Source organism: Sporosarcina sp. PTS2304, from assembly GCF_003351785.1.
GTDB lineage: Bacteria > Bacillota > Bacilli > Bacillales_A > Planococcaceae > Sporosarcina.
Genome location: NZ_CP031230.1, coordinates 2,124,506 through 2,140,089, shown reverse-complemented (window position 1 = coordinate 2,140,089; position 15,584 = coordinate 2,124,506). Strand labels below are relative to the sequence as shown.

The window sequence follows — 15,584 nt, the reverse complement described above, 5'->3', positions numbered from 1 at the left end:
ACAGAAAATGAAAGTTCTTGTAATTGGTAGTGGTGGTCGTGAACATGCAATTGCTAAACAGTTTAACGAATCGCCTTCTGTAACAAATGTTTTTGTTGCACCAGGTAATGACGGAATGAAGCAAGATGCTACATGTTTACCAATTGACGCTACAGATTTTGAAGCATTGGCGAAATTCGCTATAGAGAATGAAGTCACCTTGACATTTGTCGGTCCAGAGCAACCTTTAGCGGAAGGAATTGCAGACTTCTTCCTGGATAAAGGTCTAACTGTATTCGGACCAACGAAAGCTGCAGCCCGAATCGAAGGCAGTAAATCATTCGCAAAAGAAATTATGGATAAATATAATATTCCTACAGCTTCCTATGGGACGTTTACGGATGCTGAAGAAGCAAAGGCATTCATACGTGAACAAGGAGCACCGATCGTAATAAAAGCAGATGGACTTGCAGCAGGTAAAGGTGTAATTGTTGCGATGGAACTTCAAGAAGCGTTAGATGCGGTAGACGACATGATCGGCAACCAGAAATTTGGAGAATCTTCCTCACGTGTCGTAGTCGAAGAGTTTTTAGATGGAGAAGAATTTTCGTATATGTCATTTGTGCATGATGGACAAATTTACCCTATGGTGATTGCGCAAGATCATAAAAGAGCATATGACGGAGACCGTGGTCCAAACACGGGCGGGATGGGTGCTTACTCTCCGGTGCCGCAAATTTCAGATGAAATCGTTCAGGAAGCTTACGATCGAGTAGTTGTTCCAACGGTCAAAGCAATGGCGGAAGAAGGTATTCCGTTTACAGGTATTTTATACGCGGGTTTAATTTTAACGAAAGAGGGCCCGAAAGTGATTGAATTCAATGCGCGTTTTGGTGATCCCGAAACACAAGTAGTTTTACCGCGTATGGCGTCTGATTTCGGTAAATTTATGGAAGCGTTGATGGCTGGAGAATCATTCGACCTACAGTGGCATGATGACGCAATGTTAGGCGTCGTCATCGCATCGGAAGGATATCCTGGCGAAATTACCAATGGTAAAAATTTGCCGAATCTTGATGGATTAACTGCTATTGGATTGGATGTTTTCCATGCCGGAACACGAATGGAAAATGGCAACTTTGTAGGCAATGGTGGTCGTGTACTTCTCGTTGCGGCGAAAGCCAGTAATTTAAAAGAAGCACAGAAAAAAGTGTATGACGGTCTGGCAACAGAAGAGTGGAATGGTTTCTTCCATCGCAATGATATTGGCTGGAGAACATTTTCTTAATTATTTATAACATCTATTTAAAATCCTCCTGTTTAGTATGAGCAGGGGGATTTTAATTTTTTGCTGGTGCGGAAAAATAGGGTACGTGCTAGGATTCTCCCGAGAGAAACCGGACGCTTTCCTGAGGGCACGCGGCGGACTCGCCAGAAGTGCATTGGCGATTACGCCTGTCACGCTGATCCTCCCAGAGTCGCCGGTTCTTCCGGGAGAATCCTTGAATTTTTGTCGGGAAGTCAGTTGGAGTTCGGCCAGAAATTAGAGTAGGGTAAGTGATTCTTCTATTTTAGCGTAGAAAATGAGTGTACGTGCTAGGATTCTCCCGAGAGAAACCGGACGCTTTCTGGAGGGCGCGCGGCGGACTCGCCAGAAGTGCATTGGCGATTACGCCTGTCACGCTGATCCTCCCAGAGTCGCCGGTTCTTCCGGGAGAATCCTTGAGGTTGTGTCCGTAAGTCAGTTTGTGTTCGTCCAGAAATTAAGTATGGTATGTTCCGCTTCCTGAACAGTGTGGGTGATGCTTTGGATTGCCTGAGTGAATGCATATAGGGTCATTTCTTTTTTCATTCGTTTATTCGAAACAGTTATAGCAGCTGATAATACTTCACCGCTATCTAACTTCAAAAGCTGTCGCATAATATCAGACAAGTCTATTTAGTTGGTCTTTCACCATATACAGAGAACTATTGAACTGTCTTGCCTACACTAAGTACGGCTGAAGCTGGAAGACGATCGACTCCGGGAGGATCAGGACGACAGGTGTAACTCGCAACGCACTTTTGCGGGGTCCACCGGGTCCCCTCCGGAAAGCGTATCGTCTGGAAGCGCAAGCCGCATGACTTTTCAAGTCAGCCTTTCTGTATCTAATAAACGAACATAAAGTACCTGACCAGCCCACGTAGTCTTCACTACATACAAAGAGTGACCAACCTGTCTTGCACACAAAAAGTACGGCTTGGAGCTTACAGACGATCGACTCCGAGAGGTTCAGGGAAAGCCGTTGCGAAGGACGGCTTTTGCGAGTGAGGCGCAGCGAGAAGGAGCACATCTTTGCATTTGACAGGTGTAACTCGCAATGCACTTTTGCGAGGTCCACCGCGCCCCCTCCGGAAAGCGTAACGCCCTCCAGCGCAAGCCGCAAGAATCTTCAAGTCCGCCTCACTTCATCCACTCGTCATCGTATATCACTAGCCAAAGTCACTCGCTTTTAATTAAATGAATTATACATCATACGGTTAATCCACAAACAACATAAGCAAAATTACTATTACTACTCAAATAAATGAGTTCTGTGGATAATTTATGTACAAAGACAGATATCCACAAAGCGAAATCAAATTCTGTGAGTTACAAGTGAATAAATTGTTAGTAAGTTGTTAGTAATGTGAATAATTTGTTTATATTATAATTACCTATTAAACTAATTGTGGAGAAAACGAATGTAACTTGCCTAATGACTAACCAATTGCTATCTTAATATAAAGCATGGATATAAACAGCATAGAGGAATAATCAATTATTTTATTAGGACGGTGACTGGCATGTGGAATGCAGCAGAAATTCAGAATCAATTAGCTATTATTAATGGGCAACAAGCACCTGATATGGTGATTGAAAATGCTACTTACTTGCACTCCGTATTTAAACAATGGATGCAAGGAAATATATGGATTCATGGAGATCGTATCGTGTATGTCGGGGAACGACTACCTGTACAGCTTGAAGGAACGGAGCGAATAGATGCTTCAGGGAAAAAAATCGTGCCGGGTTATATCGAGCCACATGTGCATCCATTTCAACTGTACAACTCCGAAACGTTTGCTGAATATGCGGCACGCCGTGGGACGACTACATTCATAGCAGATAATTTATTTTTATTTGCAAAATTACATCAGAAAACCGCTTTTGCCTTTATTGATCAGTTGAATGAACTACCATTTAGCTTTTACTGGTGGGCTCGTGTTGATTCACAAACTGTGTTAAAAAATGAACAACAGCTCTTCAATCCTGACGATGTTTTGGAGTGGATCAAACGACCTGATGTTTTATTGACAGGGGAGTTAACAGGTTGGCCAAGACTTTTAAGAGGCGATCAAAACATGATGAGCAGTCTCAGTGAATCTAAGAGACTGAATAAGAAGATTGAAGGGCATTTTCCCGGTGCTTCTGAACGGACATTAGCAAGAATGAAGTTGCTTGGAGTAGATGGCGACCACGAGGCGATGACTGTTGACGAAGTAGGAATTCGTTTACAACAAGGATATGCTGTGACACTACGCCATTCTTCCATTCGTCCTGATTTACCGACGTTACTGGCGGGGATAGTGAAGAAAGAGTGGGATGTGTTCGATCATCTCATGATGACAACGGACGGCTCAAGTCCATCCTTCTATCAGGCGGGAGTTATTGATCAATGCATACAAATCGCCCTAGACGCGGGAGTAAAACCTATCGACGCCTATCAAATGGCTTCTTATAACGTAGCGAGGTACTATGACATGACTGACTCGCATAGTGTGATTGCGACGGGACGTTTTGCGACATTGAACTTTTTGGAAGATGAACGAAATCCGGTACCGACAGATGTGTTATCAAAAGGTCGCTGGGTAGTAAAAGAAGGACAGCCGGTACAGAAATTTGAAACCGTAGACTGGTCGAAGATTCCGCCGTTAAAATTGCCATTTGAACTGAAGGACGAAGATTTTACATTTCCTTCAACCTTAGGCATTCAAATGGTCAATGACGTCATTACAAAAACGTATGAAACGACAATCGATTTGACGCATCCTGTAATTACTGCGAGCGATGAATGTTTCTTAGTATTACTTGATAGACAAGGAAAGTGGCGAGTGAACACCGTATTAAAAGGGTTTGCTGATGAGTTGCAAGGATTTGCATCTTCCTATTCAAACACTGGAGATGTATTATTAATTGGACAGGATTGGCAAGAGATGAAAAGAGCCTTCGATGAAGTAAAGAGAATCGGCGGTGGTATGGTCATTGCTGAGAATGGAAAGATTGTTGAAACATTACCTTTAGCTATCGGTGGCGGTTTATCAGATCAGCCAATGGAAATGATCATGAAGCAAGAGTTAACGATGAAGCGAGCACTGAAACAACGTGGATATCGTCACGGAGATATGGTTTTCACATTGTTGTTTTTACAATCTGTTCATTTACCGCATGTTCGTATTACGCCAGTAGGTTTGTTTCAAGTCCTGAAAAATGAATGTTTACTTCCTAACACAGAAAGGTAGGAACTGTTTTGAAATGGAATAAACGAAAATTGCTTTTAACCGCATGTATTGGACTGTTATGTATAAGTGGTTGTTCTCGCTCCAAAGAGCAAACTGAAGAAACACCATCGCAAAATTTGCTGGCACCATTTACAGGGGAGCAAGTAACTGAAGTGCTGGACAATCGTCCGGTCGTTGTAACGATGAACAATCATCCGTTAGCAAGACCGCAGTCTGGTCTCGCTGAAGCAGACCAAGTGTACGAATTTCTGGCAGAAGGGAATGTTACGCGGTTCGCGGCTGTATTCCAAAGTGAGATGCCCGATCAGATTGGACCAGTTCGCAGCGCACGTGATTATTTTGTTCATTTTGCAGAAGGAATGGATGCTTTTTTTATAGCACATGGATACAGTCCAGATGCCAAAAAGTTATTAGATGATCGAGTAGTAGATCATGTCAATGGCATGCAATATGATGGAAGTTTGTTTGAACGTTCATCCGATCGTAAAGCACCACATAATTCATATATTTCTAAGCAGCATATAGAAGAAGCATTTGAAAAGACGAATGCCGTCAAAAAGATTATTAAGACACCGCCCTTTTCTTTCCTAAAACCCGAAGAAAGTGATAAAATAGGAGATATAGCTTCAACCGTGACGGTAGCATATAGTTCCGATCCGAAGTTTGTCAGTACGTACCGGTACGATGAAGAAATGAATCGATATTATCGCTCCGTTAATAGTATAGATACAGTAGATAAGTTGAATGAACGACGAGTGGAGTTATCGAATGTACTAGTGATGGAGATGAATCATCAAATAATTGATCAACAGGGAAGATTAGCGATTGATCTTCAGTCTGGCGGTAAAGCTATACTATTCCATGAAGGCATTACGAGGGAAATTGAATGGGAAAATAGAGATGGATTTTTACTCCCAGTCGAGCAAGACTTGCCAGTATCGTTAACTGTCGGGCAAACTTGGATTCATATCGTTCCTAGCCTTTCTTCCACTGTCACGTATATTCCGTAAAATCGACAAAGAGAGGGCGAGAATATGCAAATAGATAAAATACGCGGTGAACAAATAGATCAATTATTCAAAGCTATTTTAGAACTACAGGATTTAGAAGAATGTTACCAGTTTTTTGACGATGTATGCACAATGAGTGAAGTTCAATCACTTGCACAGCGGTTAGACGTCGCGCATAAACTACGTCTGAAAAAGACATATGACAATATCCAGCAAGAAACAGGTGCAAGTACAGCTACTATTTCTCGTGTTCGTCGCTGTGTAGACTACGGTTCAGGCGGTTACAACCTAATGTTGGATCGGCTCTATCCTGAACTTGATAAACACCAACCGAAGAAATAAATAACCCCAACCGGCCGGGTAGTCATCCCTACCGGTTTTTGTGTTGTTATGCAGTATGATAATGATAAACTATAATAAAAAGAAGGTGCGCATAAGAATGGACTATAAAACATGGCGGCATGCATTTAAAATTGATCCAGCGAAAGAGTTATCTGATGAAGAGGTAGAGCGTATTGCTGAATCAGGCACAGACGGAGTGATCGTCGGTGGTTCCGATGGGGTGACGATAGAAAATGTACTTGATTTACTGGCGCGTTTTCGCCGATATTCAGTACCTCTAGCATTAGAAGTATCTACAGTGGAATCTGTGACACCTGGTTATGACTATTACTTCATTCCGACAGTACTCAATACATCAGATGCAAAATGGGTAAATGGTCTGCACCATGAAGCACTGCGTGAATACGGTCATATGATGAACTTTGATGAAATTATTACAGAAGGATACTGCATTGTAAATCCCGAATGCAAGGCGGCTAAATTAACCGGTGTAAAGCAAGTTCCGGATGAAGAAGATGTACAAGCGTATGCGCGCATGGCGGAACATCTTTTTTCTCTTCCTATATTTTATTTAGAATACAGTGGACAGTATGGTGATCCTAAAATGGTACAAACTGCTAAAGAACTATTGCACAATACCCGGTTATTTTATGGTGGTGGTATCCGTACAAAAGAGCAGGCTATAGAAATGGCTACTATTGCGGATACTGTAATTGTCGGGAATATTGTCTATGAAGATATGAAAGCAGCTCTTGCTACTGTAGCTGCTGTGAAATCAGTTCCTTTGTCTGTGTAAATAGTATACAATTAGAACGAATGTTCCTAAAAAGGCGGTACACATATGAATAAACTATCAGAGGATTTATTGAAAGGCATGAACCCTGAACAAGCGAGAGCAGTCAAAACAACAGAAGGACCTCTTCTCATTATGGCAGGCGCTGGTTCTGGAAAAACACGGGTATTAACTCATCGCATTGCTTATTTAGTAGTGGAAAAACAAGTATACCCATCAAATATTTTAGCTATCACATTTACGAATAAAGCAGCACGTGAGATGCGGGAAAGAATAGATGGACTACTTGGTGCTGGATCTGGTGAAAGAATGTGGGTATCGACATTCCATTCGATGTGTGTGCGAATATTACGTAGAAATGTAGACCGCATTGGTTTGTCAAAAAACTTCACGATTTTAGATAGTGCAGATCAGCTAACAGCGATTAAACGAGTACTAAAAGAACTGAATTTAGATCCGAAGCAATACGATCCACGGGCGATGCTTGGTGCGATTAGCAACGCGAAGAACGAATGTATCGATGCGAGCGAGTTTCGTAAAAATTGCAGTCCGCAAAATCCGTATGAGCAAACAGTCGCAACTATTTACGAACGCTACACGAAAAAATTGCGTCAAAATCAATCAATGGATTTTGATGATTTAATCATGATGACACTCGTACTATTCGAACGAGTACCGGATGTACTAGAGTATTATCAAAATAAGTTCCAATATATACACGTAGACGAATACCAAGATACAAACAATGCGCAGTATCGTCTAGTGAAAATGTTGGCATCGAAATTCCGTAATATTTGTGTAGTAGGGGATTCGGATCAGTCGATCTATAGATGGCGCGGAGCTGATATCGGCAATATTTTATCATTTGAAAAAGATTACAAAGAAGCGAATGTTATTTTATTGGAGCAAAATTATCGCTCAACTAAAAGAATTTTACAAGCGGCCAATGAAGTAATAGATAATAATAAAAGCAGATACGATAAAAAACTGCGGACGGATAACCCCGAAGGTGATTTAATCTCCATCTATAGAGCGAAAGATGAAAAAGATGAATCACAATTTGTCGTGCAACAAATTATCGAGTTAAAGCTATCACAAGGTTTAACACTAGACCAATTTGCGATACTGTATCGTACCAATGCGCAATCTCGTGTAATTGAAGAATATTTATTGAAGTCTAATTTGGATTATACAATTGTCGGCGGCACGAAGTTCTATGATCGTAAAGAGATTAAAGACTTGCTAGCTTATTTGCGTCTCATTGCGAATAACGATGATGATTTGGCGTTCTCTAGAATTATTAACGAACCAAAACGTAGCATCGGGGCGACCTCATTTGAACGCATGGCTGTATTCGCACTAGAAAATGATCGTTCAATTTTTGATTCACTTCAAGAAGTAGATTTTATGGGGTTACCGGCGCGAGCAGCCAATGAAGCGTATAAGTTCCGCGAGATGATTGAAGGATTTACAAAAATGCAGGAATACTTGTCTGTGACGGAATTGGTAAAGGAAGTTATTGAAAAGTCGGGCTACCGTGACATGCTGGAAAAAGAGAAGTCGATTGAAGCGGAAAGCCGTTTGGAAAACATCGAAGAATTCCTGTCAGTTACCGAAGCGTTTGAAAAGCGGGCAAAAGAAGAGGAAAGTGAAAATACGCTTGTCGCGTTTCTTACTGATCTCGCGTTAGTTGCAGATATCGACACATTGGATAAAGAAGAGAACTCTTCTGCCGAAAAGATCGTCTTAATGACGATGCATGCTGCGAAAGGTCTTGAATTTCCGGTCGTCTTCGTCATCGGAATGGAGGAGAATATCTTCCCGCATATCCGTGCGATTGCAGATGATGAAGAGATGGAAGAGGAAAGACGGTTAGCTTATGTCGCGATTACTCGCGCAGAACAGCGGCTGTATTTGACATGTGCGGGTTACCGGATGCTATTCGGTAAATCGAATTTCAATCAACCATCCCGTTTCCTCAATGAAATATCAGAAGAGTTAACAGATACATTGGCGAAAGATAATGGAATGACAGTGCCGTTTGATCGTGCACCTACTAAACCGAGAGTCCGTCCAGCAGTGAAACGTCCCGTCTACAATGAGAGTGGCGGTGAAAAGTTGCAGTGGAAACCAGGCGATAAAGCGGCTCATAAAAAGTGGGGCGTTGGCACGGTTGTCAGTGTCAAAAGTGAGGCGGATGATTTAGAACTTGATATTGCGTTTCCAAACCCAGTCGGCATTAAGCGCCTGTTGGCAAAATTTGCACCAATTGAAAAACAATAAAGCATTTCCCTAAGGAGTGTGGAGAACGGATGGATGACGTCCAAGAACTAGAAAAACGAGTAGCAGAGTTGAATAAGATCCTGCATGATTATGGACATGCTTATTATGATTTAGATGCTCCAAAGGTTCCGGATTCGGAGTATGATGAAAAGATGCAGGAGTTACTTGCGATTGAAGCAAAATATCCTGATTTGATCATGCCTGACTCACCGACGCAGCGAGTGGGGGGCAAAGCACTCGAAGTATTTAGCAAAGTCGTACATCGACATCCGATGCTCAGCTTGGCCAATGCATTTAGTGAAGCAGATTTGCGAGACTTTGACCGACGTGTGAAAGAAGCGGCAGGTGAAGTACTGTATGTCTGTGAGTTGAAAATAGATGGTCTTGCAGTTTCATTGCAATATGAAGACGGACGCTTCGTTCAAGGGGCGACTCGCGGAGACGGCACAGTAGGGGAAGATATTACTGCGAATATAAAAACGATTCGCTCAGTTCCTATTCAGTTAAAAGAATCACTGACGATTGAAGTGCGCGGAGAAGCGTATATGCCGAAGCAATCATTCGCCAAGTTGAATGCAGATCGTGATGAAGCGGGTGAAGTGCCATTTGCTAATCCGCGAAACGCGGCAGCAGGTTCATTGCGCCAACTAGATCCGCAAATTGCAGCCAGTCGTAATTTAGCTACGTTCATTTATGCAGTCGGTGGAGATGCAGAAGTGTATGGTTTGGACAGTCATTCCGAGGCGCTCGATAAAATGGCTGCTATTGGACTGACGACAAACACAGAACGTAAACGTTGTACGACGATTGAAGAAGTGCTGGAATATGTAGCATATTGGACAGAAAATCGTCAGTCACTCGATTATGAAATTGATGGAATCGTCATTAAAGTAGATAATTTTGAATCACAGGAACAGCTTGGCTACACTGCAAAAAGTCCACGTTGGGCAATCGCTTATAAGTTTCCCGCTGAAGAAGTGCGCACCAAATTACTCGATATTGAACTAAGTGTCGGACGTACAGGTGTAGTGACTCCTACCGCTATTCTTGAACCAGTACTCGTGGCGGGTACAACAGTCGGACGCGCTTCGCTGCACAATGAAGACCTCATTACTGAAAAAGATATTCGCATCGGGGATACGGTTGTTTTACGAAAAGCGGGTGATATTATTCCGGAAATCGTCATGGCCGTAACAGATGAACGGACAGGAGATGAACAGCCGTTCCATATGCCGGAAACTTGTCCTGTATGTAGTGCAGAGTTATTGCGGATTGAAGGAGAAGTAGCATTACGTTGCGTAAACCCGAAATGTCCCGCACAGATGAAGGAAGCACTCATTCATTTTGTATCTAGGAAAGCGATGAATATTGAAGGGATTGGCGAAAAGCTAGTAGAGCAATTGTACAGAGCCGCTCTCGTACAAGACGTTTCAGACCTTTATATACTGACGAAAGAACAGCTTTGTAGCCTTGAACGAATTGGAGAAAAATCAGCTACAAATATTTTGACGGCCATTGAACAGTCGAAAGAAAATTCTTTGGAAAAGTTATTATTTGGACTTGGGATTCGTCACGTCGGTGAAAAGGTTGCTAGTATATTGGCGCAAGAGTTCCGTACGCTCGATGCATTGGAAAAGGCTGAAAAAGAGCAACTGGTCACCATTTTTGAAATTGGGGAAATTGTTGCCGATGCCGTCACAGCGTATTTTGACACAGAAGAAGTACATGACGTGATGAATAAATTACGATCATATGGTGTGAATACGACGTACAAAGGTGTGACACGTGAAGAATTGCCAACGACTGGTCCGTTCGTTGGTAAAACTATTGTATTGACGGGCAAACTTACTGGGTTGACACGCGGAGAGGCAAAAGAAAAAATCGAAGCACTCGGTGGAACAGTCAGCGGAAGTGTCAGTAAAAAAACAGACTTAGTCATAGCAGGGGAAGATGCAGGTTCCAAACTAGCAAAAGCCCGAGAGTTGAAAATTGAAATTTGGGATGAACAAGCGATGCTTGAGGCCCTTGGAGTGGATATGAATGAAAACAATGAATAAATGGTTTTTGCCGGGCCTCCTATTAGCATTTCTGCTGTCGGGATGTGTACCGTCGCCTACTGACGATCAAGAAAAAGCACTGCAGGAATCAGAAGAAAATGATCAGGAAATGGTCATCATTCCTGAGGAACAAATTAAAAAAGAATATTACCGGACACCTGTTCCATTCAAAAAAAGTGCCAGCAAAGGGTTAGTTGTCAGTAATTTGAATACGAAATATGATATGGCGGAAGTAGAAGAAGGATTGCTGAGACTTTCTACTCAGTATTTTGACACAGAAAAATACTTCTTCCAAGAAGGTCAGTACATTGATCGGGATACTGCGAAGGAATGGATTTCTAGAAAGTCGAATTATGAAGCAGGTCTGAATCCGGCGATTACAGATGATATGTCACCAGCACAAATCGCTGAACAGGCACCTATTTACTTAGCACATATTGTAGAACAAAATTACTTACAGATGACGGATGATAAAAAAGTGAAATTGGCCGGTATGACGATTGGACTTGCTATGAATTCTGTTTACTATCCTCGTGAAGGCAATGAACGCTCGATAGATGACAAAGTGATCGAAGAAAAAGGGAAACAAATGGCTGATATCATCCTATCTCGTCTGCGCAGTAAGCCTGAACTTGCGGATATTCCGATCGCTATCGGTTTGTTTAAGCAAAACAGCCGTAATGATATCGTGCCGGGCACATATTTTGCCACTTCATTTGCCGGCAAAGGAAAAAATGAATTTACCGGATGGAAAGAAGTGGATGAAACGTATGTATTATTGCCGGCCACTTCATCTACGGGGAACTACCGAGATCTTAATACGACGTTTAAAAAGTTCAAACAAGATATTGATGATTATTTTCCGAGCTTTGTAAACGTGGTCGGCACTGCGTTTTATAAAGATCAGAAGCTGAAGTCGCTGCATGTAGAAATTCCTATTCAGTTTTTCGGAAAAAGTGAACTTATTAGTTTCTCGCAGTATTTAACTTCACTCGTAAAGATCCATTTTGAAGACGTTCCGATCGAAGTGAGTGTCACGTCTGTTAACGGTCCAGAAGTGTTGATTGTGGATGACGGAAGCAGGAATGAGCCGCTCGTTCACGTCTACGGCTATTAACATGGCAGTTATAGGCATTACGAACTTTCCAATGGTCTAAATAGGTGGTATGATGAATTGTACGATTGCAAAATGAGGAGGAACGATGTATGACAACATTTTCAAAAGATGACGTCAAATATTTTGCGGACTTTATCCGTATTGGCGTTTCCGAAGAAGACAAAGAAACTTTCTCTGCGAAAATTGCAGATTTGATTGAAAGCGTCAGTGATTTAAAAGAAGTAGATGTTACAAATGTAGAACCGATGACACATCCTATTGCTATGATCAACGTGTTGCGTGAAGATCAGCCAAAAGACATTTTGGACCGCGAAATCATGCTAGCCAGTGCAGAAGATCAAGAAGACGGCTCTATTAAAGTACCCGATATTCTATAAGATTTTGCTGCTTGAAAAATATTCAGAGCACAATGATAGTAGGAGGAAAAGTGATGACGTTAACTAGTAAAACAGCCACAGAACTTCAAGCCCTGTTACAAAAGGGTGAAGTAACGGTAAAGGAAGTAACGGAACAAACGTTACAAACAATTGAACAAATAGATGAGAAAATCAATGCATTCATTCATGTAGCGACAGATGAAGCGAAAGCACGTGCAGAGCAGTTGGATCAAGTGGAAACAGACGCGCGCGGTCGTTTATTCGGCGTGCCAATCGGTATTAAAGATAATATCGTCACACTGGATATGACAACGACATGTGCGAGTAAAATGCTTGAGAATTTCGTGCCCGTATATAATGCAACAGTGATGAATAAATTAGAAGCTGCTGGAGCAGTGAACGTAGGTAAATTAAATATGGATGAGTTCGCGATGGGCTCAACTACTGAAACGTCTTATTTCGGTAACACGTTAAATCCATGGAATACAGACTATGTGCCAGGCGGCTCTTCAGGTGGATCTGCAGCAGCGGTTGCGGCAGGTGAAGTTCCATTGTCATTAGGTTCAGATACAGGTGGATCGGTTCGACAGCCGGCTGCTTTTTGTGGAGTTGTCGGGATGAAGCCTACATACGGTCGTGTATCACGTTTTGGTTTAACGGCATTTGCTTCTTCACTCGACCAAATTGGTACATTATCACGTACAGTAGAAGACAACGCATTATTATTGAGCGTAATTTCTGGAGAAGATGAAAATGACAGTTCATCGTCTGCTAAGTCCGTACCAGATTTCACAAAAGCGTTAACTGGAGATATTAAAGGATTGAAAGTAGCGGTTCCATCTTCTTATTTGGGCGAAGGTGTAGATGCGGATGTAGCGGCAACAGTTAAAGAAGCAATACGTGTATTGGAATCACTGGGCGCTGTATGTGAAGAAGTGGAATTACCACATATTCAATACGCACCTTCAACGTATTACGTACTATCTTCATCAGAAGCACAGTCGAACTACTCTCGCTTTGACGGGTTGCGTTACGGCTATCATACAGAGAATGCAGAAAACTTGGAGCAGGCGTATTTCCGTACACGTCAAGAAGGCTTTGGTGAAGAAGTGAAGAAGCGCTTGATTTTTGGAACGTATGCAATGAGTGCAGATCATCACGAAGATCTTTACGTACGTGCACAAAAAGTCCGTACATTAATCGCACAAGACTTCAATGAAGTATTTGAAACATACGATGTAGTCATTGGACCAACTGCTGCAACTACAGCATTTAAGTTAGGTGAAACAGGTGGCGACCAACTCGTTCATTACGCGAATGACGTATTAGCAGTGCCAGCAAACTTAACTGGGCGTCCTGCGCTTTCTGTGCCATGTGGTTTCGTCAATGAACTACCAGTGGGCATGCAAATCATGGGTAAACATTTTGATGAAGAAACGCTATATAAAGTAGCTCATGCGTATGAGCAAGCTACTGATTTCCATAAACGCACTCCATCGATTCAGGAGGGGAACTAATCATGAACTTCGAAACTATTGTTGGTCTTGAAATCCACGTAGAACTTAAAACAGATACAAAAATCATGTCTCCTGCACCGGCTCATTTCGGTGCCGAGCCAAACAAAAATATTCACGTAACAGACATCGCTTATCCAGGTGTCTTACCTACGCTAAATAAAAAAGCAATCGAGTTCGGTATGAAGGCATCCATGGCGTTAAACTGTGATGTAGCACCTGTTATGAACTTCGACCGTAAACATTACTTTTATCCGGACAATCCAAAGGCATACCAAATCTCACAGGATAAGCGTCCTGTAGGTTCGAATGGTTGGATTGAGATTGAAGTAGATGGTAAGAAAAAGAAAATTCGTATTGAACGCGTACATTTAGAAGAAGATGCTGGAAAGTTAACTCACTCCGATAACGGCTATTCATTAGTAGACTTAAACCGTCAAGGGACACCGTTAATTGAAATTGTTACAGAAGCAGATGTACGTTCTCCTGAAGAGGCCTACGCGTTCTTGGAAAAATTGAAAGCAATCATCCAATATACGGGCGTATCTGATGTCCGCATGGAAGAAGGTTCTCTACGTTGTGATGCGAATATTTCATTGCGTCCTTTCGGTCAAGAACAATTCGGCACAAAGACAGAATTGAAAAACTTAAACTCTTTTAACTTTATCCGTCGTGGAATTGAAAACGAAGTGGCACGTCAAGAGAAAATCTTGCTTTCGGGTGGAACGATTCAACAAGAAACACGTCGTTACGATGAAGCGACTGGAGAAACGGTATTGATGCGTATTAAAGGTAGTGCAAATGATTACCGTTTCATCAATGATCCGGATCTACCAGAAGTGCATATCGACCAAGAGTGGATGGATCGCGTACGCGCAGAAATTCCAGAATTGCCAGATGCACGTAAAGCGCGTTACGTATCCGAAATGGGTCTGCCAGAGTATGACGCACATGTATTAACATTGACGAAAGAAATGTCTGATTTCTTCGATGCGACAGTTAAAGCTGGAGCTGAACCTAAATTAGCTTCTAACTGGTTAATGGGCGACGTCTCTGCCTATTTAAATGCAGAATCCAAAGAATTGCATGATACGCCATTGACAGCTGAAAGTTTGGCGCAGTTAGTTAAGCTCATCACAGATGGTACGATTTCTTCTAAAATCGCGAAGAAAGTATTCGTCGAACTTGTGAAAAAAGGTGGAAACCCTGCAGATATCGTCAAAGAAAAAGGTCTAGTTCAAATTTCGGATGAAGGTACATTGCGTACAATTATTACGGAAATCCTAGATAACAATGAACAGTCGATTGAAGACTTTAAGAACGGTAAAGAACGCGCGGTTGGCTTCTTAGTCGGACAAGTGATGAAAGCGACAAAAGGACAAGCTAACCCACCGCTTGTTAATAAATTATTAATGGAAGAAATTCAAAAGCGATAATAAATAGTTTGATCGAAAAACGTTTCAGGGGAGACAGGACAGTCCAATCCTGGGCGTTTTTTGATTATAATCAATAATGTCGCGCAACGTAGTTACCGGTTATACAACCGCTGAATGAATAACATAAGAAATTT

At 42.0% G+C, this 15,584-nt stretch carries 11 protein-coding genes; all 11 read left to right on the top strand.

Features of this window, described 5'->3' with window-relative positions:
- The first annotated feature begins 7 nt into the window (after window positions 1-7).
- The 11 genes from purD (at window position 8) to gatB (ending at window position 15,450) form a co-directional block, all read left to right on the top strand.
- Window positions 8-1,267 (top strand): phosphoribosylamine--glycine ligase, encoded by a 1,260-nt coding sequence (gene purD, locus DV702_RS10245; RefSeq protein WP_114924663.1) that lies wholly within the window; start codon window positions 8-10, stop codon window positions 1,265-1,267.
- A 1,538-nt stretch (window positions 1,268-2,805) separates the two neighbouring features.
- Complete coding sequence (locus tag DV702_RS10240) at window positions 2,806-4,521, top strand: adenine deaminase C-terminal domain-containing protein (RefSeq protein ID WP_114924662.1); 1,716 nt, start codon at window positions 2,806-2,808, stop codon at window positions 4,519-4,521.
- A gap of 8 nt (window positions 4,522-4,529) precedes the next feature.
- Window positions 4,530-5,531, top strand: a complete 1,002-nt coding sequence (locus DV702_RS10235; protein ID WP_114924661.1) for a DUF3048 domain-containing protein — start codon at window positions 4,530-4,532, stop codon at window positions 5,529-5,531.
- A 24-nt stretch (window positions 5,532-5,555) separates the two neighbouring features.
- Window positions 5,556-5,873, top strand: coding sequence for a YerC/YecD family TrpR-related protein (locus DV702_RS10230; RefSeq protein WP_114924660.1), 318 nt, complete (start codon window positions 5,556-5,558; stop codon window positions 5,871-5,873).
- 97 nt (window positions 5,874-5,970) lie between these two features.
- Window positions 5,971-6,669, top strand: a complete 699-nt coding sequence (locus DV702_RS10225; RefSeq protein ID WP_114924659.1) for a heptaprenylglyceryl phosphate synthase — start codon at window positions 5,971-5,973, stop codon at window positions 6,667-6,669.
- A gap of 45 nt (window positions 6,670-6,714) precedes the next feature.
- Entirely contained in the window at window positions 6,715-8,949 is a 2,235-nt protein-coding gene (gene pcrA / locus DV702_RS10220; RefSeq protein WP_114924658.1) for a DNA helicase PcrA, read from the top strand.
- A 29-nt stretch (window positions 8,950-8,978) separates the two neighbouring features.
- Window positions 8,979-11,006, top strand: coding sequence for an NAD-dependent DNA ligase LigA (gene ligA, locus DV702_RS10215; RefSeq protein WP_114924657.1), 2,028 nt, complete (start codon window positions 8,979-8,981; stop codon window positions 11,004-11,006).
- Entirely contained in the window at window positions 10,990-12,123 is a 1,134-nt protein-coding gene (locus tag DV702_RS10210; RefSeq protein ID WP_114924656.1) for a CamS family sex pheromone protein, read from the top strand. Before ligA ends, DV702_RS10210 begins: the two co-directional genes overlap by 17 nt.
- Before the next feature lie 89 nt (window positions 12,124-12,212).
- Complete coding sequence (gatC, locus tag DV702_RS10205; RefSeq protein WP_114924655.1) at window positions 12,213-12,500, top strand: Asp-tRNA(Asn)/Glu-tRNA(Gln) amidotransferase subunit GatC; 288 nt, start codon at window positions 12,213-12,215, stop codon at window positions 12,498-12,500.
- Between the two features lie 53 nt (window positions 12,501-12,553).
- Window positions 12,554-14,017: an Asp-tRNA(Asn)/Glu-tRNA(Gln) amidotransferase subunit GatA gene (gatA, locus tag DV702_RS10200; protein WP_114924654.1), complete on the top strand. Its 1,464-nt coding sequence runs from the start codon at window positions 12,554-12,556 to the stop codon at window positions 14,015-14,017.
- Between the two features lie 2 nt (window positions 14,018-14,019).
- Window positions 14,020-15,450, top strand: coding sequence for an Asp-tRNA(Asn)/Glu-tRNA(Gln) amidotransferase subunit GatB (gatB, locus tag DV702_RS10195; RefSeq protein ID WP_114924653.1), 1,431 nt, complete (start codon window positions 14,020-14,022; stop codon window positions 15,448-15,450).
- Window positions 15,451-15,584: the final 134 nt, after the last annotated feature.

Excerpts from the sequence above, each read along its gene's own strand:
- DV702_RS10210 (WP_114924656.1), top strand. The coding sequence starts at position 10,990 with ATGAAAACAATGAATAAATGGTTTTTGCCGGGCCTCCTATTAGCATTT.
- ligA (WP_114924657.1), top strand. The coding sequence starts at position 8,979 with ATGGATGACGTCCAAGAACTAGAAAAACGAGTAGCAGAGTTGAATAAG.
- gatC (WP_114924655.1), top strand. The coding sequence starts at position 12,213 with ATGACAACATTTTCAAAAGATGACGTCAAATATTTTGCGGACTTTATC.
- pcrA (WP_114924658.1), top strand. The coding sequence starts at position 6,715 with ATGAATAAACTATCAGAGGATTTATTGAAAGGCATGAACCCTGAACAA.
- DV702_RS10230 (WP_114924660.1), top strand. The coding sequence starts at position 5,556 with ATGCAAATAGATAAAATACGCGGTGAACAAATAGATCAATTATTCAAA.
- purD (WP_114924663.1), top strand. The coding sequence starts at position 8 with ATGAAAGTTCTTGTAATTGGTAGTGGTGGTCGTGAACATGCAATTGCT.
- gatB (WP_114924653.1), top strand. The coding sequence starts at position 14,020 with ATGAACTTCGAAACTATTGTTGGTCTTGAAATCCACGTAGAACTTAAA.
- DV702_RS10240 (WP_114924662.1), top strand. The coding sequence starts at position 2,806 with ATGTGGAATGCAGCAGAAATTCAGAATCAATTAGCTATTATTAATGGG.
- gatA (WP_114924654.1), top strand. The coding sequence starts at position 12,554 with ATGACGTTAACTAGTAAAACAGCCACAGAACTTCAAGCCCTGTTACAA.
- DV702_RS10225 (WP_114924659.1), top strand. The coding sequence starts at position 5,971 with ATGGACTATAAAACATGGCGGCATGCATTTAAAATTGATCCAGCGAAA.